The organism is Curtobacterium sp. MCPF17_001, from assembly GCF_003234615.1.
GTDB lineage: Bacteria > Actinomycetota > Actinomycetes > Actinomycetales > Microbacteriaceae > Curtobacterium.
This window is the reverse complement of record NZ_QKSL01000017.1, coordinates 35455-61543: the sequence shown is the minus strand read 5'-3', so window position 1 is coordinate 61543 and position 26089 is coordinate 35455. Positions and strand designations below refer to the sequence as shown.

At 71.8% G+C, this 26089-nt stretch carries 19 protein-coding genes; 9 read left to right on the top strand and 10 right to left on the bottom strand.

Annotation, left to right across the window (positions count from 1 at the left end):
* The 3 genes from DEJ24_RS14320 to DEJ24_RS14310 form a co-directional block, all read right to left on the bottom strand.
* A partial coding sequence (locus DEJ24_RS14320; RefSeq protein WP_220036726.1) for a YfhO family protein occupies positions 1-1497 on the bottom strand: 1497 nt, incomplete at its 3' end.
* On the bottom strand, positions 1494-3089 hold the full coding sequence (locus DEJ24_RS14315; RefSeq protein WP_111079199.1) for a glycosyltransferase family 39 protein: 1596 nt from the start codon (positions 3087-3089) through the stop codon (positions 1494-1496). The genes DEJ24_RS14315 and DEJ24_RS14320, both read right to left, overlap by 4 nt.
* Positions 3082-4023, bottom strand: coding sequence for a glycosyltransferase family 2 protein (locus DEJ24_RS14310; protein WP_111044314.1), 942 nt, complete (start codon positions 4021-4023; stop codon positions 3082-3084). The genes DEJ24_RS14315 and DEJ24_RS14310 overlap by 8 nt, the downstream gene beginning before the upstream one ends.
* A gap of 173 nt (positions 4024-4196) precedes the next feature.
* On the opposite strand from DEJ24_RS14310, the gene DEJ24_RS14305 reads away from it, so the two are divergent.
* The 5 genes from DEJ24_RS14305 to DEJ24_RS14285 are packed head-to-tail and all read left to right on the top strand — an operon-like array spanning position 4197 to position 10312.
* The gene (locus DEJ24_RS14305) at positions 4197-5714 is read left to right on the top strand and encodes a glycosyltransferase family 39 protein (RefSeq protein WP_181436625.1); all 1518 of its coding nucleotides are present in this window, start codon (positions 4197-4199) and stop codon (positions 5712-5714) included.
* 12 nt (positions 5715-5726) lie between these two features.
* On the top strand, positions 5727-6827 hold the full coding sequence (locus DEJ24_RS14300; protein WP_111079197.1) for a glycosyltransferase: 1101 nt from the start codon (positions 5727-5729) through the stop codon (positions 6825-6827).
* Between the two features lie 27 nt (positions 6828-6854).
* Positions 6855-7466 carry a dTDP-4-dehydrorhamnose 3,5-epimerase family protein gene (locus DEJ24_RS14295; RefSeq protein WP_111044311.1) on the top strand — a complete coding sequence of 204 codons (612 nt, stop codon included), beginning with the start codon at positions 6855-6857 and terminating at the stop codon, positions 7464-7466.
* Between the two features lie 12 nt (positions 7467-7478).
* Positions 7479-8342 carry a glucose-1-phosphate thymidylyltransferase RfbA gene (rfbA, locus tag DEJ24_RS14290; RefSeq protein WP_110902742.1) on the top strand — a complete coding sequence of 288 codons (864 nt, stop codon included), beginning with the start codon at positions 7479-7481 and terminating at the stop codon, positions 8340-8342.
* Positions 8343-8359: 17 nt separating this feature from the next.
* The gene (locus tag DEJ24_RS14285) at positions 8360-10312 is read left to right on the top strand and encodes a glycosyltransferase (RefSeq protein WP_146245991.1); all 1953 of its coding nucleotides are present in this window, start codon (positions 8360-8362) and stop codon (positions 10310-10312) included.
* On the opposite strand, the gene DEJ24_RS14280 is transcribed toward DEJ24_RS14285, so the two are convergent.
* From DEJ24_RS14280 to DEJ24_RS14255, 6 genes are all read right to left on the bottom strand, one after another.
* On the bottom strand, positions 10309-11454 hold the full coding sequence (locus DEJ24_RS14280) for a glycosyltransferase family 2 protein (RefSeq protein ID WP_111079195.1): 1146 nt from the start codon (positions 11452-11454) through the stop codon (positions 10309-10311). The genes DEJ24_RS14285 and DEJ24_RS14280 overlap by 4 nt on opposite strands.
* A gap of 67 nt (positions 11455-11521) precedes the next feature.
* The gene (locus DEJ24_RS14275; protein WP_181436624.1) at positions 11522-12424 is read right to left on the bottom strand and encodes a glycosyltransferase family 2 protein; all 903 of its coding nucleotides are present in this window, start codon (positions 12422-12424) and stop codon (positions 11522-11524) included.
* Positions 12421-13491 carry a glycosyltransferase family 1 protein gene (locus tag DEJ24_RS14270; RefSeq protein ID WP_220036725.1) on the bottom strand — a complete coding sequence of 357 codons (1071 nt, stop codon included), beginning with the start codon at positions 13489-13491 and terminating at the stop codon, positions 12421-12423. Before DEJ24_RS14270 ends, DEJ24_RS14275 begins: the two co-directional genes overlap by 4 nt.
* A gap of 59 nt (positions 13492-13550) precedes the next feature.
* Positions 13551-14789, bottom strand: coding sequence for an ABC transporter ATP-binding protein (locus DEJ24_RS14265; protein WP_111079194.1), 1239 nt, complete (start codon positions 14787-14789; stop codon positions 13551-13553).
* Between the two features lie 4 nt (positions 14790-14793).
* A complete protein-coding gene (locus DEJ24_RS14260; protein WP_258366266.1) occupies positions 14794-15690 on the bottom strand; it encodes an ABC transporter permease in 897 nt (298 codons plus the stop codon).
* A gap of 69 nt (positions 15691-15759) precedes the next feature.
* Complete coding sequence (locus tag DEJ24_RS14255) at positions 15760-18327, bottom strand: glycosyltransferase (protein WP_220034445.1); 2568 nt, start codon at positions 18325-18327, stop codon at positions 15760-15762.
* Between the two features lie 100 nt (positions 18328-18427).
* On the opposite strand from DEJ24_RS14255, the gene DEJ24_RS17125 reads away from it, so the two are divergent.
* The 4 genes from DEJ24_RS17125 to DEJ24_RS14235 all read left to right on the top strand — a co-directional run bounded on the left by DEJ24_RS17125 (position 18428) and on the right by DEJ24_RS14235 (position 24630).
* The gene (locus tag DEJ24_RS17125; protein WP_220036724.1) at positions 18428-19459 is read left to right on the top strand and encodes a glycosyltransferase family 2 protein; all 1032 of its coding nucleotides are present in this window, start codon (positions 18428-18430) and stop codon (positions 19457-19459) included.
* Positions 19460-19703: 244 nt separating this feature from the next.
* Positions 19704-21785: a hypothetical protein gene (locus DEJ24_RS14245; protein WP_111079192.1), complete on the top strand. Its 2082-nt coding sequence runs from the start codon at positions 19704-19706 to the stop codon at positions 21783-21785.
* Between the two features lie 25 nt (positions 21786-21810).
* A complete protein-coding gene (locus DEJ24_RS14240) occupies positions 21811-23502 on the top strand; it encodes a DUF2142 domain-containing protein (RefSeq protein ID WP_111079191.1) in 1692 nt (563 codons plus the stop codon).
* Between the two features lie 366 nt (positions 23503-23868).
* A complete protein-coding gene (locus DEJ24_RS14235) occupies positions 23869-24630 on the top strand; it encodes a polyprenol monophosphomannose synthase (RefSeq protein ID WP_111079190.1) in 762 nt (253 codons plus the stop codon).
* Positions 24631-24702: 72 nt separating this feature from the next.
* Here the strand turns inward: DEJ24_RS14235 and DEJ24_RS14230 are convergent, their stop codons facing one another.
* A complete protein-coding gene (locus DEJ24_RS14230; protein ID WP_111079189.1) occupies positions 24703-26004 on the bottom strand; it encodes an O-antigen ligase family protein in 1302 nt (433 codons plus the stop codon).
* Between the last annotated feature and the right edge of the window lie 85 nt (positions 26005-26089).

The window sequence follows — 26089 nt, the reverse complement described above, 5'->3', positions numbered from 1 at the left end:
GGTGGCGACGACGAGGGCCGCGAGCGGACGGACGCCGTACGGCAGCGAGCCGAAGAGCGTCTGGCGTCCGGCGACCGAGATGCGGAAGACGAGCTCCTCGTAGGACCCCGAGTAGAGCAACCCCAGCGCGGCGACCGCGACCAGCGGCGCCACGACGATCGCGGCGCGTGCCAGGCGGACCCGGACCACGTCGCGCTCGACGAGGGCGCGCCACGCGCAGGCCTGGGCGACGAGCAACGCGGCCAGCGCCGGGAAGAGGAACCGGCCCTGGTTCACGGTGACGCCGAGGTGGCTGGCGTACGTGGCCCAGTCGCGGGCGAGCACGACGACGAGGGCCGTCACGGGGAAGGCCACGGTGACCAGCACGGTGCGGCGGTCCATGGTGCGGCGGCTGAGCCCCCAGACCAGCGCAGCCAGGGCGATCACGGTGAAGGAGTCGACGAGCACGGCCGACAGCGGCCACTCGTACCGGCCGAGGAGGCCCCAGAACGAGTTGGACATGCCGTTCCAGAACGCGCCCGCGAACTGCGTCGGCGCCGGCGACTCGTGCGCGGGCCACGACATCGACACGGCGGGGAACGGATCGGGCTGCGGCGTGCCGGTCTGTACGGCCAGCGCGACGTACCACCACCCGGTGGTGACGGCAGGCACCGCGAGCACCACCAGCGCACGCAGCAGGCGGCCGAGTGGCCCGGACCCGTTCCGCGCCACGACCACGGCCAGGAGCGCGAACGGGACGGCGATCGCGCCGCCGGCCATCATCGCGGTCCCCACGGCCAGTGCGCCGCCGAGGGCGAGGACCGTCCACCAGGAGCGGTCTCCGGTGAGCACACGCACCGCGAGCCACGTGGCGAGCACGCCGGCGGTGATCACGGGCACCCACACCGACACCGACGAGCCGAGCTGCGCGAGCTGCGGGACGGCCAGGAGGGTCGCGGCCGCGGCCACGGCGGTCCGGGGCGAACCGGTCGCCCGACGGACGCTCGCCCAGACGAGCGCCGGGACGGGGAGCATGACCGCGACGTCGACCAGGCGCATGCCGAGCACGACGATGTCCCAGCGGCGGCCGGCGAAGTCGAGCAGGTGGGCGACCACCGCCTGCACCAGGAACCAGGTCGGCGGGTGCTGCGACATCGGGTTGACGAGCGGGTTCTCCGAGCCGTCGCCGACGATCGTCGCGAAGTCCGGCCGGTCCGTGGCGGCGGGCAGGTGCACCGGGACGTTCTGGGCGAGCAGGCCCTGCAGGTAGTGCAGGTCACCGGCCGGCGGCCAGCCCTGCCCCATCGCGAGGTGGATCACCGCGTCGACGTTGGCGAGCTCGTCCGGGCCGTGGAGTGACGGGTTGACGTACGCCCAGAGGGCGAGGACGAGCCCGAAGACGACGGTCAGGCCGATGACCGTGGTGGCCTCGCGACGGCCGACGGGCGGTCGGTCGTGTCGACGGCCGGCGGCGGGGCGGACGGCCACCGCGCGGGTCCGCGTTCGCGTGGTGCTCATGCGGTCGTCCCTCCACGGTGGGCGGTCTCGGTCTCGGTCTCGGTCCCGGCTCCTGCGGTACCGAGCGGGTCGGTCTGGGACGGTTCGTCGACGGACGGCCGCAGCATGGCGGCGACCACCACCGCGGCGGCGAGCACCACGGCCGCGACGAGCCACCCGACCACCATCACGGGGACCGGCACCGGGGACGACGTGGCGAGCACGTCGAGTCCGAGTGGCGTCACCCGGATCCGGGAGTGCTCGGCGATGCTCCCGTAGGTGAACAGCAGGCCGTAGACCGCCATCGCGGCGGACAGGGCCGCGACGACGACGGCGAACCGGCGACGGCCGCGGTCGGTCTGGACAGCACGGCGCCAGGCGATCGCGCTGAGGGCGATGAACGCGAGCAGGGCGGGGAAGTAGTACCGGCCCTGGGTCGCGCCGATGAACGTGGTGGCGCGGTAGCTGCCCCAGGCGTTCGCGGTCTGCAGCACGAAGATCGTCGCCGGCAGCACGGCGAGGGTGATCGCGACGCGGAGCCCCGGCGCGCGTCGGAAGCCCCAGACGAGCAGGGCACCGAGACCCAGGACCGTCGCGGTCTCGAAGACCACGGGGGAGAGGATCCACTGCGCCCGTCCGCCGAAGCTGCCCCAGAACGTCCGGGCGATCGTCGACCACGACACGTCGGCGAAGGCGGCCGGGTCGGGGCCGGTCCCGGTCGGGAAGGGCTTCGGCGGGCGGATGGCCGAGAAGCCGCTGGGCTGCAGCGTGTGGAAGACGAGGAGGTTGCGCACCCACCACCAGGCGCCGACGGCGGCGGCGAGGGCGAGGACCCAGAGCGCCCGCACGGCGCGCGGCAGGACCCCGGCTCGACGCATCGGCGCGACGAGCACGGCGACCGCCACGAACGGGATCAGCGGGAGCGCGGTGCCCTTCCAGACGATCGCGACGCCGAGGGACAGGGCGAGGGCGAGCGCGGTGCGGACCCGGTCGTCGCCGGTCATCACCCGGACGGCCAGCCACACGGTGGTCGCCGCGAAGAGCACGACGGGCGCGTCGTTCGACGCCGAGGCACCGATCGAGGCGAGTTCGGGGACGGCGAGGACGGCGAACGCCCCGACCAGCGCGGCACGGGGCGACCGGGTCACCCGCCGGACGGTGGCCCAGGCGAGTGCCGGCAGCGGCAGGACGAACAGGGCACCGAGGAGCCGGACCGCGAGCAGCGCGACGTGCGGCCGGAGGGACTCGAAGTCGACCAGGTGGAGCACACCCGCTGCGACGAGGTAGTAGGTCGGCGGGTGCTGGGTCATCTGGTCGACGGTGTCCGACGACGAAGCCCCGGTCGAGCGCAGGAGCTCACCCATGGTCGGGGCGCTGTCGGGTCGGGGGCCGCTCGCCTGTTGGACCGCGTCGAGCACGCGGAGGTCGCCCGGGTCGGGCCAGCCGTCGCCGATCGCGACGTGCACGGCCGCGTCGAAGTGCGCACGCTCGTCGGGCGCCTGGAAGGTCGGGACGAGAGCCGCCCAGAGCACGAGCAGCAGGCCGAACGTCGCCGTCACCGCGGCGACGACGACCAACTCGCGACGTCGCACCGGAGGGACGGGGTCAGTCACCGTACCGGGCGAGCTTCTGCAGGTCGAGCTGTTCCTCGGCCAGGGTCCGGTTCAGCCGCGTCAGGTCCGCGACGACGCCGATCGTCATCGCGAGCACCGCCGTGATGACGAGGACCAGCCCGAGCAGGAGCGACTGCAGGTGGTTGCCGCCGGAGTCCGTCGCGAGCAGCACCAGGTACCGGATGAACGGGATGAGCCCGCAGACGGCCAGCACCGCGCTGACCCAGGCGAACAGTGCCATCGGTCGGTACATCAGGTAGACGCGGGCGATCGCCGACCCGGACTCGAACATGTGCTGCCAGATGTTGCTGAACAGCCGCGACTCACGCGTCTTCGCGTTCGTCGTGATCGGCACGCTGGCGATCGCGATGCGCTTGTAGCCGGCCTGCACGATCGTCTCCATGCAGTAGCTGAACCGCGTGACGATGTTGAGCCGGATGAGCGAGTACTTCGAGTAGGCGCGGAACCCGCTCGCGGCGTCGGGCAGGTCGAGGCCGGCGGCGCGGCTGGCGACCCAGGAGCCGAAGCGCTGCATGAGCTTCTTGAAGCCGGAGAAGTGCTCGATGGTGCGCGTCTGCCGGTCACCGATGACGATCTCGGCACGCTTCTCGAGGATCGGCAGGACCAGGTCCGCGATCTGCGCCTGCGGGTACTGGTTGTCGCCGTCGGTGTTGACGACGATGTCCGCACCGTGCAGCAGCGCGTAGTCGACGCCGTCGCGGAACGACCGCGCCAGGCCCATGTTCTGGGCGTGACGGACGAAGTGCGTCACGCCGTGGGCCTTCGCGACCTCGACGGTGCGGTCGGTCGAACCGTCGTCGATCACGAGGATCTCGATCTCGTCGATGCCGGGGATCGACCGAGGGATCGTCTCGAGGACTGCGGGGAGCGTCTGCTCCTCGTTGAGGCACGGGATCTGGATGAAGAGCTTCACTGCGTTCGGGCGTCTCGATCTGGTCGTTGGGCGCGCATGCTCGAGGTGATGGCGCGCGGGAGCGTTTCAGGCCGCGTTCACCCTACGTGATGTCGTCGACCTACCGGAGGAGGGTGCCGGTGTGCCCGTGCGGGCGATCCCGACCGAGACGCATTGTGGGAGGATCGCTCATCGTGCGCCGCCCGACCATGACCCTCCACTCCGGCATCGTCCTCGCGGCGGCCCTCTTCGCCGTCTTCGCCGCGATCGCGATCGGGTTCAGCGCCCCGCCGTTCAATTCCGGGGACGAGGCAGCGCACCTCGACTACGCCGTCACCGTGTGGCACGGTCACCTGCCCGTGTTCGAGGACGGCCTCACGATCGACTCGACGTTCGGCATCATCCCGCCGGTGCAGTGGGTCTCCCAGCACCCGCCGCTCTTCTATGCGGTCCTCGCGCCGGTCGTCGGGCCGCTCTGGGACAGCGGCCAGCACTACCACGCGGTGCTCGCGGGGCGTGTCCTGAACGCCGTGTTCGCCGGGCTCACCGTGCTCGCCGCCGGGTGGGCCGCACGCCGGGTGCTGCCGACCCGGCCCGGTGCCGCGAGCGTCGCCGCCGTCGTCGTCTCCCTGACGTCGATGTTCCTGCTGGTCGGTGGCGCCGTCTACAACGACCTGCCGAACGTCGCCTTCGGCGCGCTCGCCATCGGAGTCGCGGCCACGGCCCTCCGTCGCGGCCTCTCGACCCGCCTGGTCGTCCTCGCGGCCGTGGTGACCGCCGCCGGCATGCTCAGCCGACTCACCTTCGCGGTGTTCGTCGTCGCGGTCCTCGTCGCCGTCGTCTGCGCCCGGGGTCGCGGCTGGTGGAACGGTCTGGTCGGCAAGCTCGTCGCGCTCGTCGTCGTCGCCGCCGCACCGGCCCTCGCCGCCGGGTGGTTCTTCCTCCGGAACGAGCGTGTGACCGGGAACATCGCGGGCAGTCAGCCGGAGTGGGCCGCGGCACACCTCCACCGCCGACAGCACGGCTTCGTCGAGACGGTGGCGGACCCGGGCTTCTGGACCGGCGTCTTCTCGGTCTTCCGCGGGCACTTCACGCTGGACGTGACCTGGCCGTGGGTGCTCCTGGTCGGACCGCTCCTGCTCGCGGTCGTCGTCGCGGTGGTCCCGGCGCTCCGCCGGAACGGGCGCGTCCGACCGACGGCGCCCCGCCCGACGACCACCGACCCGACGACCACCGACCGGACGACCGCCGACCCGGTGACCGTCACCGGACGCCGCCGGCGCCAGGACGCCACCGACCGGGTCGCCGACGTGCTCGTCGCCCTCATGCTCGTCGCGGTCGTCGTGCTCGTCGTCTTCCTCCAGATCCGCTTCACCATGCAGGGCGGCGCGGCCCAGGCGCGGTACGGCCTGCCGGTCGTCCCGGTCCTCGCCGTCGTCATGGCGATCGGTCTCTCCGGGTTCGGCCGGGTGCTCTCGCCGCTGCTCGTCACGGCGTGGGTGGCCGCCGCCGGGTACGACTGGTTCGCCATCGTCGACCTCACTGGCCCGGCGTTCCACGAGCCGGTGACGCTGACGGTGAGCCGGGTCGCCGTCGTGCTCGCGATCGTGGCGCTCGCCGCGGTGCTCACGCTGGTCTGGACCGCGTCGCTCCGGCGCTCGGCGGTCGCCCCGCAGCCGCCCACGTCCGACTTCCCGGCCGTCACCGCGTGACAGGATGACGGCGTGACGTCCTTGCGCTCCCGGGTCGCCCGGTTCCTCACCCGACGCCCCGACCAGGACGTCGCACCGGCCGCCGGCCCGGCGCCGGAACCGCCACTCGTCGGCTTCGTCGTGCACGGAGCCGGTGGGGTCCACCCCGCGTCCGCGCACATCCGCGTGACCGGCCGCATGTCGGCACTCGCCGCCTCCGGCGCGGCCCGCGTCGCGCAGGTCGAACCGGTGCGATGGGCCGACGGGACGGACACGGCCCACCTCGACGTGCTGCTCGTCCAGCGCGACGCCTTCCCGCTCGCCTCGCTCGACGCCGCGATCGAGCGTGCGCACCGCGAGGGCACCCGCATCGTCGCGGAGGTGGACGACGACTTCTTCAGCCAGGAGGCCCGTGCCCGGCTCGTCCGCGCCGAGTACGACCCCGAGCGGCTCGCGTCCGTCGAGCGCGTGGTCGCGGCCGCCGACGTGGTGGTCACGTCGACCGAGCCGTTGCGCGCCGTGCTCGCCGCAGCGGGCACCACGGCGGTCGTGGTGCCGAACGCCGTCCAGCCCGGGCTGTGGGGCACCGGGCCGTCGCGTCCCGACCCCGTCGGCCCGCGTCGGGTCCTGTACATGGGGTCCGCCACGCACGGCGACGACCTCGCGCTGCTGCGGCCCGTGTTCGACGGGCTGGTCGACGACGACGGTCGCGCGGTCCGACTCGAGGTCGTCGGCGTGACCGACACCGACGCGGACTGGTTCGACCGGCTGGACCTGCCCGACGGTGCGAACCACTACCCGGAGTTCGTGGCGTTCCTGCGGGCGAACGCGCACCGCTGGTCCGCCGGGGTCGCGCCCCTCACCGACGACCCGTTCAACGACGCCAAGAGCGACCTCAAGTTCCTCGAGGTCAGCATGCTCGGCCTGCCGTTCGTCGCCTCGGACCGACCGTCGTACGCCGACATCGACGAGCACGGCGGACTGCTCGCCGAGAACGACCCGGCCGCGTGGCAGCACGCGCTGCGCACCGCGTTCCGGGAGGCCGACGAGCGGGTGCAGCGTGCTCAGGCGTACGTGCGCGCAGAGCGACTGGTGACCGGCGACGGCGACTGGCGAGCAGCCCTCGGCCTCTGAGTGCGGGCCTCTTGCTAGGCTGCCCCGGTGCAGATCCGAGAACTGAAGATCCAAGGCGCGTGGGAGTTCACCCCTGTCCAGCACGGTGACGCCCGGGGTGCGTTCCTCGAGGCCTACCGTGCGGACGTGCTCGAGGAGACCGTCGGCCACCCGCTCGACCTCCGTCAGGTGAACATGTCGATCTCGTCGCGCGGCGTCGCGCGGGGGATCCACTACGCCCTCGTCGCACCGAGCCAGGCGAAGTACGTCACGGCCGTCCGCGGTGCCTTCATCGACTACATCATCGACATCCGCGTCGGGTCGCCGACGTTCGGCCAGTGGGACTCCGTCCGCATCGACGACGTCGACCGCCGCGCCGTGTACCTGTCCGAGGGCCTCGGGCACGCCATCGTCGCGCTCGAGGACGCCTCGACGGTCAACTACCTGGTCAGCGCGCACTACGACCCCGAGCGCGAGAAGGGGATCAGCATCCTCGACCCGACCGTCGCGCTCGAGCTCCCCGACGGCATCGGCGAGCCGGTCCTGTCCGAGAAGGACACCAGCGCGCCGACCCTCGAGCAGGCCGCCGAGCAGGGCCTGCTGCCGACGTACGAGGAGTGCCTCGCCTACACCGAGTCCCTCCGCACCACGAAGAAGTAAGGACGCATCCCCATGAAGGGCATCATCCTGGCCGGCGGTTCCGGCACGCGCCTCTGGCCGATCACCAAGGGCATCAGCAAGCAGCTCATGCCGATCTACGACAAGCCGATGGTGTACTACCCCCTGTCGACGCTGATGATGTCCGGCATCCGCGAGGTGCTGATCATCACGACGCCCGAGTACAACGACCAGTTCAAGGCCCTGCTCGGCGACGGCTCGACGCTCGGCATGGACATCCAGTACGCGGTGCAGCCGTCCCCGGACGGACTCGCCCAGGCGTTCGTCATCGGTGAGGACTTCATCGGCGACGACAGCGTGGCACTGGTCCTCGGTGACAACATCTTCCACGGCACCGGGCTCGGCACGAACCTCCGCAAGAACACCGAGGTGCAGGGCGCGACGATCTTCGCCTACCACGTAGCCGACCCGAAGGCGTACGGCGTCGTGGAGTTCGACGACGACTTCACCGCGGTCTCCATCGAGGAGAAGCCCGCCGAGCCGAAGTCGAACTACGCCGTTCCCGGCCTGTACTTCTACGACAACAAGGTCATCGAGATCGCGAAGACGATCGAGCCGAGTGCCCGAGGCGAGCTCGAGATCTCGACCGTCAACGAGCGCTACCTCGAGGCCGGGGAGCTCGGCGTGCAGGTCCTCGACCGCGGCACCGCGTGGCTCGACACCGGCACGTTCGAGTCGATGATGCAGGCGTCCGAGTACGTGAAGGTCATCGAGGACCGTCAGGGCTTCAAGATCGGGTGCATCGAGGAGATCGCCTGGCGGAACGGCTGGATCGACGACGCCCAGCTCGCCGACCTCGCCGCGCCGCTCGTCAAGGGCGGCTACGGCGTCTACCTGCAGAACCTGCTGCGCGGCTGACGGTGGCCCGGTCCGGGTTGCGTCGGCTCCTCGGCCGTCCGGTCGGGGTCGACGTGCCGCTGCCGTCGGACACACCGACCCCGTCCGCACCGGCGGCGGACCGTCCGGCCGAGCCGCGCCTCCCGGTCGACACCTCGCTGGTCACCGAGCCGTCACGGCCCGGTGACCACGGGGTCGACGTCGTCGTCACCGTCGCAGAGACGACGTTCCGCGACGGAGGACACCGGGCGGTCGTCCGGGCCGCGCGGGACGCCGGTGCCGCGACCGTCGTCGTCAGCGTGTACGACGTCCACGCGGGCCCGACGAGCGTGTACCCAGCCGTCGTCGCCGGCGCTGACCACGTCGTCGCCCGTGCGACCGTCGCCGCCACCTGGGGCGGCGCCGTGGCCGCGGCTCGGCCACTCCTCACGAGCGCCCGGGTGGTCGTGCAGGACGCGTCGGTCACGATGCCCCTCGAGGCCTACGCGACACTGACGGCAGCACTGGACCGTGCACCGGTGGCCGTGGGTGTGGTCCGGACCGGTGACGACCTCGTCGCCAGCGCCGGAGCGGTCCTGGTCCGGGGCACGGCACCGGTGGCGGCACTGTTGCGCGGGCACCCGGCCGAGGACGCCGACCTGCTCGACGGCGCCGAGGTCTTCGCGGCCGACGAACCGTGCTTCGCGGTGCGTACCGCGGACCTGGCGCTGCCGGTCCGCACGGTCGACACCCGGACCGCCGTCGCACGACTCACCCGCGACAGCGCGGACGCCGGCGGCGGCCCGTGCGTGGTCGTCGCACTCGGCCGTGTGTACCGCACACGCGTCCTCCGCGAGCGTCGGTACGACACCGACGCCGCCGCGGCCCTCGCCCACTGGCGGACGCGGGTGGACGGCACCGCGGTCACCGCGTTGGAACGCGCCGGACTCGTCCCGGGCCTCCCGGCCGCCGATCCCGCGGGAGCCCCGGTCGCCCTCCGCGAACCGGTCGTCCGTGCCGAGCGGGGTGCGGAGCGGGTCACGCTGCGGGACCGAGGAGAACGGCTGCGCTGGTCGATCCGGATCGCCGCCCACCCCGGCCCCGGCGGGGACGACTGGGGCGACACGTTCTTCGCCCGTGACCTGGCGACGGCGCTCCGGTCGCTCGGGCAGGAGGTCGTCGTCGACCACCGCGAGTCGCACGTCCGCCCGCTGTCCGAGCACCTGGACGACGTCGCCCTGACGCTCCGCGGACTCGACGACACCCCCGTCCACCCGGTGGCGACGAACGTGCTCTGGGTCATCTCCCACCCCGACCTCGTCACGGCGGACGAACTGGCCCGCTACGACCTGCGGTTCGCCGCCGGGCCGGTGTGGGCGGCCCGCGTGGCGGCGGACACGGGCCTCGACGTCGCCCCGCTCCTGCAGGCCACCGACCCCACCCGCTTCCACCCGGGGACCGGGGCGCCGGAGTACGCCGGGCTCGACACCGCGTTCGTCGGGAAGACCCGTCAGGTCTTCCGGCCGGTCGTGCGGGACGCCGTCGCCGCAGGCCTCGACCTCGCCGTCTGGGGCGAGGGGTGGGAGGGCCTGCTACCGGAGGGCGTGCACCGCGGGGTGTTCGTCGCGAACGAGGCACTCCCGTCGCTCTACCGCAGCGCTCGCGTGGTGCTCAACGACCACTGGGACGACATGGCCCGCGACGGGTTCGTGTCCAACCGGCTGTTCGACGCAGCGGCCACGGGTGCCCTCGTCCTCACCGACCCGGTGCCGGGCGTGGACGAGCTGTTCCACGGTGCCGTGCGGACGTACCGTGACGCGGACGAGCTCCGCGGGTTGGTCCACCAGGGGGAGACCTCGTCGGCTGCGGAACGTGCCGAGCGGGGCACCCGCGTGGGTGCCGAGCACTCCTTCGTCCGGCGGGCCGAGGTGCTGCTCGACGCGGTGCGACGGCAGCGTGCGGGCGGCCAGCTCCGTGGTGAGCGCCCCGGTGCCTCCCGGGCTGCTGGCTAGCGCCGGCGGAGCCGCCGGGCCACGTCGCCCGCGCGGTCCGCGAGCCGCACGACACGGCGCGCGTGCATCGCCGCGAGTTCGGCGTCCCGTGCGCTGACCTCGCGGAGCGCGGCCTGCGCCCGGTCACGCTCGAACTGCACGGTGGCACGGAGGGTGTCCGCGGTCGCCTCGCCGGCCCGGACGCTGTCCTCGAGGGACTCGATCCTCCGGTCACGGGTGACGATCGCGTGACCGACCTGCTGCAGCCGGCGCAGCTCGTCCTCGGGGACGACCGGGTCGGGGGTCCCGTCGATGCTGGTCGACCCGGCGCGACGGAGCACCTCGGCGATGCCGTCGTCCCGCGTGAAGGGACCTGCGGCCGCTTCGTCGTCGGTGACGAAGCGGAGCGCGAACGTCGACTCGAGCACCCCCTCCCGGAGGCGACGGAGGTCCCGCATGCCGTGGTGACGCGGGCTCGGGGTGAGGTCGGGGTTCGCCTCGTAGGCGCGCCCGCTGACGTCGACGCGGTGCTCGTACTGGGTCCAGGACCGCCACGGCAGGTGCAGGACCTCGAGCTCGAGTCCGGCGGGCACCGGGGCGCCGTTCGCCACGCTGACCTGGTGGTTGCCCTGCACGACCGTCACCTCGGGGTCGCCGACGTGCACGGCGTTGGTGCTCGGCGGGCCGATCAGCCCGATCGCCTGGAGTTCCGTGACCGATCGGTCGTCACGCCAGTGCAGGCGCTCGACGCCACCGCCGGACTCGGCGAGCATCCCGGTCATGTTGACGACCGGGACGGTGAACGCGCCGACCACCGGGTCCAGGCGCTCGAACACCTCACCCACCGTCAGGGAGCGGTCGACCGGCAGGATGAACTCGTCGGCGTCGGCGTTGACGACCCAGTCGGCGTGGTGGGTGCGCGCGGCGTCGCGGGCCATCCCGGTGACGACGGTGCCCTGCTGCTTCCGGTGCACCGGGTCGTGGCGCAGGTCGACCGTGACGTCCGTCCGTGCGGCGAAGGCGGTGAGGAGGTCGGTGGTCCCGTCGACCGACCCGTTGTCGGTGATGACGAAGACGTCGAACCCCTGGGCCAAGTGGTGGTCGAGCCAGGCAGGGATGACGTCCGCTTCGTCGCGGACCATCAGGGTGACGGCGAGGGTCATGGGCAGGCTTTCCGGGTTCGGGTTCAGGGCGCCGGGGGAGGCGGTCGGATCGGCCGACGATACCGTGTCAGCGGGTGTTCGTGGCGTGGGCGCGCACGGCCAGGGCAGCCCGCAGCACGACTCGGAGCGGCCACAGCCACCACGCCGGGTACTTCCGTGCCAGGAACCGGTACGCGCTCTCGTGGTGGGCACGACGCATCCGCTCCGAGGACCCCTGCGTCGCGGTCCCGCCGATGTGGGTGGCGGTCGCTGCGGGTTCGTAGACGTTGCGGAGGCCCAGACGTCCGATGCGCCAGCCGAGGTCGACGTCCTCGAAGTACATGAAGTACCCCTCGTCGAAGCCGCCGAGTCGGTCGAGGACGTCGCGCCGCACCAGGACACACGCCCCGGACAGCCAGCCGGCGTCACGACGACCGTCGTGTTCGCCGTCCTGGCGGTACCGGCGGGTCCAGGGGTTGCCGGGCCAGACGTTCGCGAAGACCGCGTGCCCGAGGCCGGTCCGGAGGGACGGGACGAGCCGGGCGGACGGGTACACCTCGCCGGTGGGTTCGAGCAGCCGCGGACCGGCCGCGCCGATGCCCGGGTCGGCCTCCGCGGTCGCGAGGAGCCGGTCGAGTGCCCCCGGCTCGAGGACGACGTCCGGGTTGGACACGAGGACCCAGCGGACCTCCGGCCCGAGCGTGGCGACTGCGCGGTTCACCGCACCGCCGTACCCACGGTTCTCACCGAGTGCCAGGAACCGGGCACCCGCGGCCTCGGTCACGGCGCGGAGCGCGTCCGCGTCGGTCGAGTCGTTGTCGGCCACGACCACCGGGACGGCTCCGGCACTCGCTGCCGGCACGGAGGCGAGGAACGCCGGAAGGACGTCGCCGGAGTTGTACGAGACGGTGACGATGGCGGCACGCGGACCGGACCCAGTGGGTGCGGCGTCGGGTGCGACGGCGTCGACGGCGCCGTCAGCGGCGGTCACCGGTACACCCCGAGGTGTGCCCGCGCGCAGGCAGCCCACGAGAAGCCGTCGGCCCGCTGACGCGCGCGGGCGACCCGGTCGGCGCGGTCGGCCTGGTCACCGTCGAGCAGAGCGGCCAGCGCAGCGCGGATGGGCTCGGCGTCGGGCTCGGTGTACGTGACGGTGTCGCCGCCGACCTCCGGGATCGCCAGGCGGTCGGTGGTCAGGACGTCGGCACCGGAGGCCATCGCCTCGAGCACCGGCAGGCCGAAGCCCTCGGCGATGCTCGGGTAGGCCACGATGCGCGACCCGCCGAGCAGCGCCCGCAACTCGTCGACGGGCAGGTACCCGAGGTAGCGCAGCGGGGCTGCCGGACGGTCACCCGCCGCCGTCAACTCGCGTTCGGCGGCCTCGTCCCAGCCGAGCCCGCCGGCGACGAGCAACGCGGGGACGTCCGGCCGCTCCGCGCGGAGCGCCCGGTGCGCCGCGATGAGGTCCGGCACGCGCTTGCGCGGTTCGACGGTGCCGAGGAAGGCGATCCACTCGGCGTCCGCCGCGAGCTCGTGCGCCGCCCGGAACGCGGCGAGGTCGGCGTCCGTCGGCGGGTGGAACAGCGCACGGTCGACGCCGAGGTGTGCCACGACGGTCGCGCGACGCGGCCGGCCGGCGATCCGGTCCAGTTCGCTGACGGTCGCGGCGCTCGGCGCGACGGTCGCCCGGGCGAAGCGGCGTGCCAGTCGCGTCCACGCGCGGAAGAACCGCACCTTGAGCGCCGAGTGCGCGGCGGGGTCGCTGAAGAAGGTCGCGTCGTGCAGGGTGACGACGGTCCGGGAGGCCCGGATCACCGGGAACGTGTAGTGCGGGCTGTGCAGGACGGCGGCTCCCACCCGTCGGGCCAGGGCGACCAGGCCGGTCTGCTCCCACACGAGGCGCAGCGGACGGGAGGCCGTCCAGCTCGGAGCCGCGTGGTACCGGTGACCCGGGGCGAGCCCACGGAGCCATGCGACGTCGTCCGGCTTCGCCACGACGTCGACGTGCTCGTCGAGTTCGTCGAGCCCGGCGAGGAGCCCGGAGATGTACCGTGCCACGCCGCCTCGATTCGGCGGGACCGACGTGGCGTCGACCAGCACCGGGAGTACGCCCAACGTCAGCCCTTGACCTGGCGCTCGGTGGTCTTCGTCCAGGCGATCCCCGACTGGGTGTCCTCGTCGACGACGACGAAGCGGGCGGCCTCGCGCTCGATGACGATGTGCTCGCCGTTCGGCTTGGCGAGGAACACGTGCACGAAGTACTGCCCGCCGCCGAGCCGCAGGTCGCTGAGGTGCCACTCGACGGTGGCCGAACCCCGGAGCGGGTCGTGCCGCACCTGGGTCTGTCGGCTGTCGATGCCGAAGGCGGGGTGGCCGAGGTGGTTCTCGATCTTGATGCCGGCCCGCCACTCGGGCAGGACGTCGGCGTGCGAGAACGTCGCGCGGATGACGAGGTCGTCACCGTGGCGGTGCTCGGCGCCGGGGGCGCGACCGGGGATCTCGAGCTCGACGTGCTCGACCTTGCCGGGGTTCGCGTCCTCTTCCGGGTTCGCGGCCTCGGCCTCGGCGACGCGGCGTCCCTCGAGGATCTCGCGGAAGTTCTTCACGGCCAGGCGGGCCGAGCCCTGGAACTTGACCTCGCCGTGGTGCAGCACGACGGCGGAGTCGCAGAGTTCCTGGACCTGGCCGAGGGAGTGCGACACGAGGATGATCGTGCGGCCCTGCTCCTGGAACTCGCGGATCTTGTCGAGGCACTTCTTCTGGAACTGCTCGTCACCGACGGCCAGGACCTCGTCGACGAGCAGGACGTCCGGGTCGGTGTTGATCGCGACCGCGAAGGCGAGTCGCACGTACATGCCGGATGAGTAGAACTTCACCTGCGTGTCGATGAAGTCGCCGATGCCGGAGAACTGCAGGATGTCGGCGAAGCGGGCTTCGGTCTCCTCCTGCGTCTGGCCCAGGATCGCGGCGTTGAGGTACACGTTCTCGCGACCGGTCAGGTCGGGGTGGAAGCCGGCGCCGAGCTCGATGAGCGCGGCCAGGCGACCGCGACGCTCGACGGACCCGGTGGTCGGTTCGAGGATGCCGCCGATGGTCTTCAGCAGCGTCGACTTGCCGGAGCCGTTCGGGCCGAGCAGACCGATCGTCGTACCGGCGGGGATGTCGAGGCTGATGTCCTTGAGCGCCCAGAAGTCCTCGCTGTGCCGACGTCCGGCGCGGCCCAGGGTGACGACGCGCTCCTTGAGCGAGTTGTCCTTGCGGATCGTGAAGCGCTTCGAGACGTTCTTCACGGTGACGACCGCGGGGGCGTCCGAGAACGGGGAGCGGGTCTCCTGCGTGGCGTTGTCGAGGGTCATCGGGTCAGATCTCCTGGGCGAAGTTGCCCTGCAGCTTGGCGAACACCCGCTGGCACAGCACCAGCGCGATGAGGCCGACGACGCCGGCGATGACCAGGCGGAGGAGCAGGTGCGAGGGGTACTCCGAGTCCGGGCCGGCGGTCCAGAAGGCCCGGTGGAACCCGAGGACGGCGAGGGTGATCGGGTTGGCGGTGTACAGCGTGAGCAGCCACTGCGGCGCAGCGTTCGCGACCTGCTGCCAGCTGTAGACGATGGGCGAGGCCCACATCAGCAGCAGCACCAGGACCTCGACGAGGTACTGCATGTCGCGGAGGTACACGTTGGCGGCGGCGAGGAGCAGCGCCAGGGCCGTCGCCCAGATCAGGATCACCAGCGTCGACGGGAAGAAGTAGAGCAGGTCGGGCCGGATCCAGGCGAACCCGCTCTGCAGGAGCGTCGCGACGAGGAGCACGACCAGCTGCACGCCGAAGTTGAACAGCGCCGCCCCGACGCTCGCCAGCGGGTAGATCTCGCGCGGCAGGTAGATCTTCTTGATCAGCCCGCCGTTCGAGACGATCGACGCCGTGCCCGCGGCCACGATCTCGCTGAACAGCCCGTAGAGGGTCAGTCCGGCGAAGACGTAGACGGCGAACTCGGGGATGTTGCGGGACGCGCCGAGGATCTTGCCGAGCACGAAGTAGTAGATCGCGAGCTGCACGAGCGGACGGATCAGCGTCCACGCGAACCCGAGCGCACTGTCCTTGTAGCGGGACTTCAGGTCACGGCGGATCAACAGGTCGAGCAGCTGCCGGTGGGCGAAGACCTCGCGGATCGACCCGATGACGGCGGTGGCCGGCCGACCGGCCGGGATCATCCGCTCCTGGCGGAGCCGATCGAACCGCTCGGTGACGATGTTGCTCAAGGTGTTTCCTCACATTCGACGCGGGCGACGGACAACTGTACATCGGCGACCGGGAGCGGCCGCCGGACGTCAGCGTCCGTTCTTGCTCTCCCGCATGATGCGCACACGGTTCTGGACCTTGTCCCGGAGCCCCGAGACGCCGTTCTCGCGGAGGTACCAGGTGGCCAGGCGCACGTCCCGGGAGATGCCGTGACGGCTGTTCGCGATCTGGTGGAACTGGAGCTCGCGCTGCCGGGCCGGGCTCAGCTGCACACGGGGGCGTCCGGCCGCGGCGAGCGACCCGGCCGGGACCGCCGCTTCGTGCGCGCGGTCGGCGGCGACGTGCGGGTCCTTGCAGAACTCGATGAGGGGGGAGAGGGCCTGCTCCCACGTGAAGTCGGAGCGGACGCGGGTCACCGCGTCGCGGGCGGCCTGCGCGGCCTCGGGGTCGTACAGCATCGACTCGAGGGCGGCGGCGAGTCCGTCGACGTCGCGCTCCTCGACCGCGACACCCATGCCCTCGGCGGCCACCAGGTCACCGAAGCTGTCGCCGTCGGTGGTGACGATCGGCAGGTTCGCCCACATGTAGTCGAGGATGCGAGTGCGGAAGGAGAACGTCGTCTCGATGTGCGCGAAGTGCGTGCTGACGCCGGCGTCGGCTTCGAGTAGGTAGTTCTGGCGGTCGTCGAGGGCGACCCACTGCTCGTTGAAGAACACGTGCTTGCCGGTGAGCCCGAGCTGGTCGCTGAGGCGACGGGTCTCGGACACGATCGCCATCTCCGGCACGTCCGGGTTCGGGTGTGCGACGCCGAGGAAGAACAGTCGGATGTCGTCGTGCGTCTCGGCGACCTTGGCGATCGCGCGGACCAGCGACGGGGTGTCGAACCAGTTGTAGATGCCACCGCCCCAGATGACGACCTTGTCGTCCTCACCGATGCCGGGGGTCACCCCGCGGATCGCCTTGCGCTCGTGCACCGGCGGGGTGGAGTCCATGCCGAACGGTGCGATGGCGATGAGCTTCCGCAGGTTGTCGTCGGCCAGGTAGTTGTCGGGGTTGATGCGGCCGACCGCCGCGAGCTGTCCGAGCCAGAAGAGCCGCTGCCGCTCGGAGGCGCACAGGAAGAAGTCGCCGCGTTCGAGCTGCCGGTTGATCACCTCGGTGGTCGAGGTCACCTGGTTCCGCCAGCCGACGTCACCGTTGTCGCGGGCCTGCTCGAGCTGCTCGAGGTGCATCGGGTCGTAGAGGTCGACGACCATGATCTTGTTCGAGTTCTGCAGGGTCTGGAAGTGGTGCAGCGCGTAGCCCTGGAAGAAGATGACGTCGGCCCACTCCTCGTGCTCCCGCATGGCGCGCTCGTGCTGGAGCGGGACGCGGGACACCTCGAAGCGGTCGGTCTTCCGGTTCGCGACGTTCCAGGTCACGAGTCGGACGTCGTTGTGCTCGCTGAGCGCCTCGGCGATCTTCCACGCCCGCATGCCCGGGCCGGCCATCTTCTCGCCGAGGGCGTCGCCGGTGATGACGAGCACGCGGGTGCGGTGCATCGGCTGCTCGACGTCGAAGGCCTCGATGATGGCCTGGTAGCCCTCGAGGAAGTAGCCGTCCTCGAACAGTGGCTTGAAGGCGTCACCGAACAGGCGGAAGACCTCTTTGTCGGTCTTCACGCGCTGGCCCTGGATGCGGCGACGCTCCTCCGACAGGCGGGGGAGGTCCGACACGAACTGGTCGAGCGCGTACAGCCCGGCCACCGCCTCCTTCGACATCGGCGTCGTCGGGTCGAACTCGTCCGGGGCGCCGGTGAAGCGGCGGATGTCGAACTCCTCGGAGTCGCGACCGCTCTTCGCGACGGCGCGGCGGGCGAGCAGCGCGAGGGCAGCGGGCAGGAAGACGCCGAGGTTCTCGTCGGAGAGGTTCTTGTACAGCAGGTGCAGGGCGTTCCGCTCGAGCAGGTACATCTCGCGGTGGTCGCCGAACGACTTCATCGAGCCGTGGTGCTTGTGGTAGACCACCGAGCGCGGCGCGAACCGGACCCGGTAGCCGAGCAGGTTGAGGCGCCATCCCAGGTCGACGTCGTCGTAGAACATGAACAGGCCCTCGTCGAACCCGCCGACCTCGAGGAAGACGTCGCGGCGGACGAAGAGCGCCGACCCGGTGCCGAACAGCAGGTCCTGCGGCTCGTCGAACCGGCCGTCGTCGAGCTCGGCGATGTGGTTCTTGTAGCCCATGCCGAACCAGCTGAGGCCGGACTCGACGAAGTCGATGGTCTTGCCCTCCCAGTCGAGGACCTTGCTGGCGACGGCGGCGACACGGGGGCTCGGGGCGAACCCGGCGATGCCCTCCTTGACCCAGTTGACGTCGGGCTTGGCGTCGTTGTTGAGGAAGGCGACGACGTCACCGCTCGCCTCGCGCGCACCGAGGTTGCTGCCGCCCGTGAAGCCGAGGTTCTCGGCGGACACGATGATCTTCACGTTCTGCTGCGCACCGAGCGCGGCCCGGAGCCGCTGTTCGCTGTCGTCACCGGACCCGTTCTCGACGACGACGATCTCGAGGCGGTCGGCCGGCCAGTCGACCTCGCTCAGGCGGGCGATGCACTCGAGAGTGTCGTCCGTCCCCCGGAAGTTGATGACGACGACGGACACGCGGGGCGCGGAGGTGGACACGGAACGACTCCATACGTCAGCTGGCGAGGGTGCCTGCGGAAGGCGGGTACGACTATACCGACGCGGTCTCCGGACACCTGTGACCTGGGAGACTGACGCGGTGGACGTCTCCGTGGTCATCATCGACTGGCACCAGCCCGAGCTCACCCGCCGCGCGATCGCCTCCGTGTTGTCCCAGCGGGTCGACGCCTCGGTCGAGGTGGTGCTCGTCGTCAACGAGGCGGACGACGCCACGGTGGCCGCCTACCGGGCCGACCACCCAGCGGTCGTCGTCGTCCCCGACCCGACCAACGCAGGGTTCGCCGGGGGTGTGGTCCGGGGGATCGCGGCGTCCTCGGGTGACGTCGTGGTGTTGCTGAACAACGACGCGGTCGCCGACCACGGGTTCCTCGACCGTGGCCTGGCGGTCCTCGCCGCGGGTGGACCGCGGGTCGCGGCCGTCGCCGCGACGGTCGTGCTCGAGGGCCGGTTCGCCCCCGTCGCAGCCGGTGACCGGCGGTCTGCCGACGACCTGGTCGCGCCGGACGGCCGACGCTGGCGGCGTGCAGAAGTGGGGCAGACCCTCGTCAACGGCACCGGTGTGGTGCTCGACCGGTCCGGCAACGGACGCGACCGCGACTGGCTCCGGCCGCTGGACGACGGGCCGGAGTCCGCGCCGCTCTTCGGCTTCTCCGGTGGCGCGGCGTTCCTCCGCCGCGACCCCCTCGAGGAGGTCGGCGGGTTCGACCCGACCCTCTTCATGTACTACGAGGACCTCGACGTCGCGTGGCGCCTCCGGCTCGCCGGGTACGAGGTCCGGCACGCCCCCGACGCGGTCGTCGTGCACCGCCACGCCGCCAGCTCGGGGAGCGACTCTCCACTCGTCCGGTCGCAGAGCATGCGGAACCGTCTGGCCGTGGTCCTGCGGAACGCCTCGGCCGGCTTCGCCTTGCGGGTCGTCCTCCGGACGGTGGGGCGCCTGGTCCGCGACCTGCTCGGTCCGCGCTCGGCACAGCTCACGCCAGCCGCGTGGTGGCGCCTCTGCCGGGAGGCCCCTGCCGTCCTCCGCCACGCACGTCACGCCCGGCGTCGTGACGGTGTCGGCGCGGCGGTCCGGCGACGGGTCGAGGCGGCGCTCGAGCCGATCGGCTGACGCACCCGACTGAAGCGACGCTCAGGCGTCCCTGGGAGGGCGGGACCACGGTGCACGGCGGGCGGGGCGGTGGCGCGCCGGGCCTCCCGTTCGGGGGGACGGACTGGGGGCTGTGTGATCACTGTGATCCAGGTAGCCTGATGTGACCCGTGTGCACCGGTCGTTCGTCAGGGGTCGACCGATTGCGCAGAGCGCATCGCGCACGCCACAGAACCCCGTCGACGCCAACGGAAGGCCCAACGACGTGAAGAAGGTCGTCGCCATCATCGCGAGCGTGCTCGCGGTCGCGAGTGTGCTGGTCGGTTTCCAGCTGTCCGGTCCCAACGCCTCGCAGGAGCCCGCGTCCGCGGTGACGGGCTCGTCGTTCTCGGCGGGCAACATCATCTCGGACGCCAACTTCTACGACGGCGGAGCGATGACCGCCGCGCAGATCCAGTCGTTCCTCAGCGCCCAGGTCGGCACCTGTGCGTCGAGCTCCTGCCTCAGCAACGGGAAGTTCAGCATGAACTCCCGTGGCAGCGACCCGATGTGCCGCGCCGTCACCGGTGGGTCGAACCTGACGGCCGCGGTGATGATCTCCCGCGTGGCCGCAGCCTGCTCGATCAGCCCGAAGGTCATCCTCGTGACGCTCCAGAAGGAGCAGACCCTGGTCAGCGGCGCCACCGCGCGGAACCCCTCCGCCGCCCGGCTCGAGCGAGCGATGGGCTACGCCTGCCCCGACAACGTCGGCGGCCACTGTGACCCGGCCTACGCCGGCGTCGGCAACCAGGTCTACTGGTCCGCCTGGCAGTGGAAGCGCTACGGCAACCCCGCGGGCACCAGCAACTACTTCACCTGGTTCAACCCGGGCGGCGTGCGGCAGATCCAGTACAACGTCCCCACGTCCTGCGGCACCAAGTCGGTGTCAGTCCAGAACAAGGCTACCGCCGCGCTCTACTACTACACGCCGTACACGCCGAACACGGCGGCACTGAACAACCTCTACGGCACCGGCGACTCGTGCTCGGCCTACGGCAACCGCAACTTCTGGCGGATGTACACGGACTGGTTCGGTTCCCCGACCGCGTCCGCGAAGCCGATCGGCCGACTCGACTCGGTCCAGGACGCCGGTGACGCCGTCGCCGTGCGCGGCTGGGCCATCGACCCGACGACGACCGCCGCCACCCGCGTGCACGTCTTCGTCGACTCCTCCGGAGCGGGCTACACCGCGAACGCCAGCCGACCCGACGTGGGCAAGGCCTACCCGGGCTCCGGCAACTCCCACGGGTACGACCTGACGATCGCGGCCACCCCGGGCAAGCACCAGGTCTGCGCCTCCGCGATCAGCGTTGACGGGACGAAGAACCAGAGCCTCGGCTGCAAGTCGGTCACCGTGACCAAGGCCTCGCCGGACGGTCGGGTCGACTCCGTCACGACCGTCGTCGGCGGCGTCGCGGTCCGCGGGTGGACCTACGACCCGAACCAGCCGAAGACCGCGCTCACCGTCAAGGTCTCGGTCGGCGGCAAGGTGACGACGATCGCGGCGAACCGCACGCGTGCCGACGTCGGCAAGGCCTACCCGGCGGCCGGATCGGTGCACGGGTACGAGGCGACGGTCCCCGCCGTCAGCGGCAACGCGAAGGTCTGCGTCACCGCGGTGAACGTCGGCGCCGGGCACGACGCCCAGCTCGGCACCTGCACCACGGTCCGTGCGGTCGCCTCGGCGCCGGACGGCCGTGTGGACCAGGTCGCCCCCGTGTCCGGAGGCGTCTCGGTCCGCGGATGGGCGATCGACGGCGACACCGCGAAGCCGATCAACGTCGACGTCTACGTCGACGGCGTCGGCAAGCGCTTCCCCGCGGACGTCGCGCGCTCGGACATCGGCGCGGCCTACCCGGCGTTCGGCGCAGCCCACGGCTACCAGGCGACCGTGGCGGCGAAGCCGGGACCGCACCAGGTCTGCGTCTACGCGATCAACACCGGAGCCGGCTCCGCCAACACGACGCTCGGCTGCCGGACCGTGCAGGTCGCCAGCCCGCCGGTCGGGCGTCTCGACTCCGTCACCCCCGGCGCGGGCGCCGTGACGGTGAACGGCTGGGCGTACGACCCCGACACCGGTGCCGCTCCGATCGCGCTCCGGGTCACCGTCGGCAAGGCCACCACCGCTGCGAAGACGGGCGCCGCGCGTCCTGACGTCCAGAAGGTGTACCCGGCAGCCGGTGCGAAGGCGGGGTACGTCGCGAAGGTCGCAGCGCCGACGGGCGTCTCACAGGTCTGCGTCACCGCGGTCGACCCCGGCGGTGCGTCCGACACGGCACTCGGCTGCAAGTCGGTGACGGTGCAGTAGCTGCGGATCTCCTACAGTGGCGGGGATGCCTACCGAACCTGGGACCGCTGTGCGGTCGTCCCGACGTGAACGACTGTCCATCACCGCGATCGTCCTGGCGTTCGTCGCGGTCCTGGTGCTCTGGGCGTCCCTCCAGCCGCTGTTCGGGTCGCCGGACGAGATCGCGCACTGGGACGCCGCCGTGCAGCTCGCGATGGGTCAGGGGTGGCCCGACCCGACGCACCTGAAGCTGCTCTCCGCCACCCGCGCCGGCCAGGCCGAGGGGCTCGGCTTCCTGCAGGTCGACCGGCCGACGCTCGAGGCGCTCCTGGCCTCGGCGCCGGGCAACGGCGCGACGAACCAGATGACCCAGCACCCGCCGACCTGGTACGCCATGGCCGCCGGTGTGCTGCACCTCATCGGGTACATGCACCTCCGCTGGGACCTCGACCTCTACGCGATGCGGCTCATGAACGTCGCCGTCCTCGGCACCCTGCCGCTGGTCGTCTGGGCCGCCGTCCGGCGCGTGACCCGCTCGCCCCGCACGGCACTCGTCGCCGCGGCGTCGCTGTTCCTCATCCCGCAGGTCGGGTTCATCGGGACGTCAGCCACGAACGACACCCCGGTGATCATCCTCGGCGCGGTGGTCGTCTGGTTGGTCTGCCGGATCGTGACGGGGGACCGCGGCTGGGTCACCCTCGTGGCGCTCGCGGTCGCGGCCTCCGCAGCCGTGTCGTTCAAGGCGACGGCGCTGCCCCTCGTGCCGTTCGCCGTGGTGGCGGTCGTCATCGCCGGGCAGGGGCGCAGCCGGTGGCTCCGCGGAGCCGTCGTGCTCGTCGTGCCGGTGCTGGCCACCTCGTGGTGGTGGGTGCGCAACGTGTTGGTCTTCCACACCCTGCAGCCCGCCGGCCTGCCGCAGTCCATCCGCACCCAGCAGTTCGCCCCGGGGGAGGGCCCCGACGTCGGTGGTTTCGTGAACACCGAGTGGAACCGGGTGACGAACTCGTTCTGGGGGCAGTACGGCCTGTTGCAGTACCCCTCCAGCCCGATCGTCATCGCAGCCCTCAGCGTCGTCGCCATCGGGGTGGTGCTGGTGTGGGGCTTCCGGAGTGGCGCTCGCCGGACGGCCTGGCTGCTCGCCCTCCTGCCGCTCTTCACGCTCGCCGCCGGGCTGCAGAACAACTGGTCGACCTACCTCCGGACGACGACGATCGGCGGCATCCAGGGCCGTTACTACTTCGTCCTCGTCGGCGTCCTCGCGGTGCTCAGCGCGATCGCCTGGCGCCGTTTCGTCCGGAACGAGGACGACCGCCGCCGACTCGGTCGGACCGTCGTCGTGGTGGCGGCGCTCATGACCGTCTACGGCTGGTCGGTCGCCTACCGTGGCTACTACGAGGGCTTCCACCTCAAGGTGACGACGCTCGGGCTCCGGCTGTTGGCTGGCCAGACACCGCTCGGCCCCGTCGGGTTCGGGCTGGTCGCGGTGGTCGCACTCTTCCTGCTGGCCGTGGCCGTGGCCGTGACGCTCGCGGCACTCCGGTCGCCGGAGGCACGCACCACGCTCGACGGACCTGACGTCCAGGGGGACGCGGACGGGCACGGGGTCCACGGCCGCTCCCGGACCGTGGAGGACGCCGGGCCGACGGACGCGACCTCCGAGACGGGGCCGGCCACGGCCTCCCGGCCGGGCACCGGAGACGGCACCACGCAGCGGTGGACGACCGCTCTGTGGTCCTGAGTCCCGCCGACACGCGGTACCCTGCGGATTCGCTCACCCGGGTACCCGTCCGGCATCATGTCCGGATGATCCCCGTCGCCGCTGGCCCGACCGGCGAGCCCGTGACGGTGACCACACCGACGGCCGCCCGAGGTGCGCTCCCACGACCGTCGCGCGGACCATCCCGGCGCTGCGCTGCCGGTCCTGGCCGGTGCGATCGCGGCCGGGGTGGCCCTGGTCCGGCTGTCGGCCGCCGTGTGCGACGTGCTCCAGGACGAGGGCGCGGCGCTGGTGACGCGACCCCCGACTGCTCCACCATCCGGAGCGACGCCTTCCCGGCAGGGGACGCCGACGCGCCCGTGCCCGTACGACACCGCAGAGAGAACCATGGCTGACCTCCAGATCCCGCGCACCCTCGTCATCGTCCCCACCTACAACGAAGCCGAGAACGTCGCCGACATCCTCGACCGGGTGCTCGGTGTCGTCCCCGAGGCGCACGTGCTCGTCGTGGACGACGGCAGCCCGGACGGCACCGGTGACCTCGTGGCGAGCCGCGCGGCCGACGACGACCGGGTGTACTTGCTCCGACGGTCCGGCAAGCTCGGCCTCGGGACGGCCTACGTCGCCGGGTTCCGGTGGGGACTCGAGCGCGGGTACGAGCTGCTGGTCGAGATGGACGCCGACGGGTCCCACCCCGCGGACCGCCTGCCCGCGCTCATCGCGGCGGTCGCCGACGCGGACCCGGCCGACGACGTCATGCTGGCGATCGGGTCCCGCTGGACGACCGGCGGGTCGGTGGTCGACTGGCCGAAGCACCGCGAGCTGCTGAGCCGCGGCGGGAACGCCTACGCCCGGATCATGCTCCGGCTCGACGTGCACGACATCACCGCCGGCTTCCGTGTGTACCGTGCGGACGTGATCGCCCGGATGGCACTCGACGAGATCGACTCGAAGGGCTACTGCTTCCAGGTCGACATGACGCTGCGCGTGCACGACCTCGGCGGCGCGATCGTCGAGGTCCCGATCCGGTTCCGCGACCGTGTCCACGGGGTGTCGAAGATGAGCCAGGCCATCGTCGTCGAGGCGATGCTCCGCACCACCCAGTGGGGCCTCCAGCGCCGGTTCCGCCCGCGGGCGCGACGCGCCTGACGGAGACCTGCCGCGCTGCTCGACCGCCCCGCGGTCCGACCGCCGCAGTCCCCGCTCTGCCCGTTCCGCAGTTCAGGCGTGCAGGAGCCGGCGACGCCAGGACCGACGGCGTGCCGAGACGACGAGCACGGTCACGAACACCATCAGACCGGCGCCGTGCAGGAGCGTGCTCTCGGCCACGCTCGTGACGCCGAGCAGCACGAGCACGGCGGCCGGCCAGACGTAGGCCACGCCGGGGTAGGTCGTCGCGGTGACCCAGGAGCGGGCGAACGCGAGCAGCGCCGCGGCCACCAGCAGCAGCATGCCGGCCAGCCCGACCTGCAGCCAGGCGTCGACGACGACGTCGAGACCCGAGGTGAAGCGGACGCCGGACGGGTCGACGAAGGTGACGTACGGGACGACGGGTTCGCTCGGCCAGGACCCGACCCAGCCCCAGCCCTGCACCGGGTGCTGCTCGATGAAGTCGCGGATCTGCGACCAGAGCGCCAGCCGCGTCGAGGTGCCGCCGGCGGCCCCGATCTCGGGCAGGACCCGGTTCCGCGCGACCACCAGGACGGTGCCGATCGCGAGCACGAACACCCCGAGGACCGTGTTGACGACCGGGCGGGACGCCGGCCTCGCGTGCCGGAGCGACCACATCGCCAGCGCGGCGACCGTGAGCGCGATCATCGCGAGCCCGGTGATCGGTGACTGCACGAGCATGAGCGTGATGACCGCCAGGGCGGTGGAGCCGATGGCTCGCCAGTGCGGGACGGAGCGTGTGAGGTACTCGACCACGAAGGTGACGAGTGCCGTGGCGGCGATGAAGCCCATCACGTTGCGCGTCCCGCCGATGCCCTGGATCGGGCCGCCGTACGCGATGTCGCCGTGGATCCCGAACGCGGGGAACGGGACGTCGAGGACCAGGCCGGAGAGGACCTCCAGCGCGAGCGCGACGACGAGCAGGATCCGGAAGGCGTCACCGCACGCCCGGATGACCTGCACGAGATCCCGGCCGAGCGCCAGGTAGAGCCCGAGCCCGACGAAGCCGAGCGTCTCGGCGAACCCGCGGAGCGCGACCCAGGAGTACTCGCTCCAGAGCACGCTGAGCCCGCAGTACCCGACGAACGCGAGCAGTGACAGCGGCAGGACGCCGTGCCACTCGATCCGGTAGCGCTGCCCGAGCAGGCTGAGGCCGGCCAGGACGACGAGCGTGACGAGGACGGCCCAGGTGCCGGCGGTCCCCACGAGCACCCGCACGGTCGGCTCGCCGAAGGCGAAGAGGACGATCGCGGTCGCGAGCGCCTGGCTGAACCGTCCACCGGCCGAGAACCCGATCCATGCGGACAGGTACCGGCGCGCGAGCACGAGTCGCGTCGTCCGGGCATCCGTCATCCGTCCATGATGACGCACCCCGCTGGGGGCGTCCGACGCCATCCCGGAGCGTCGATATCGCGGATCGTCGGTCTCCGCACTACCG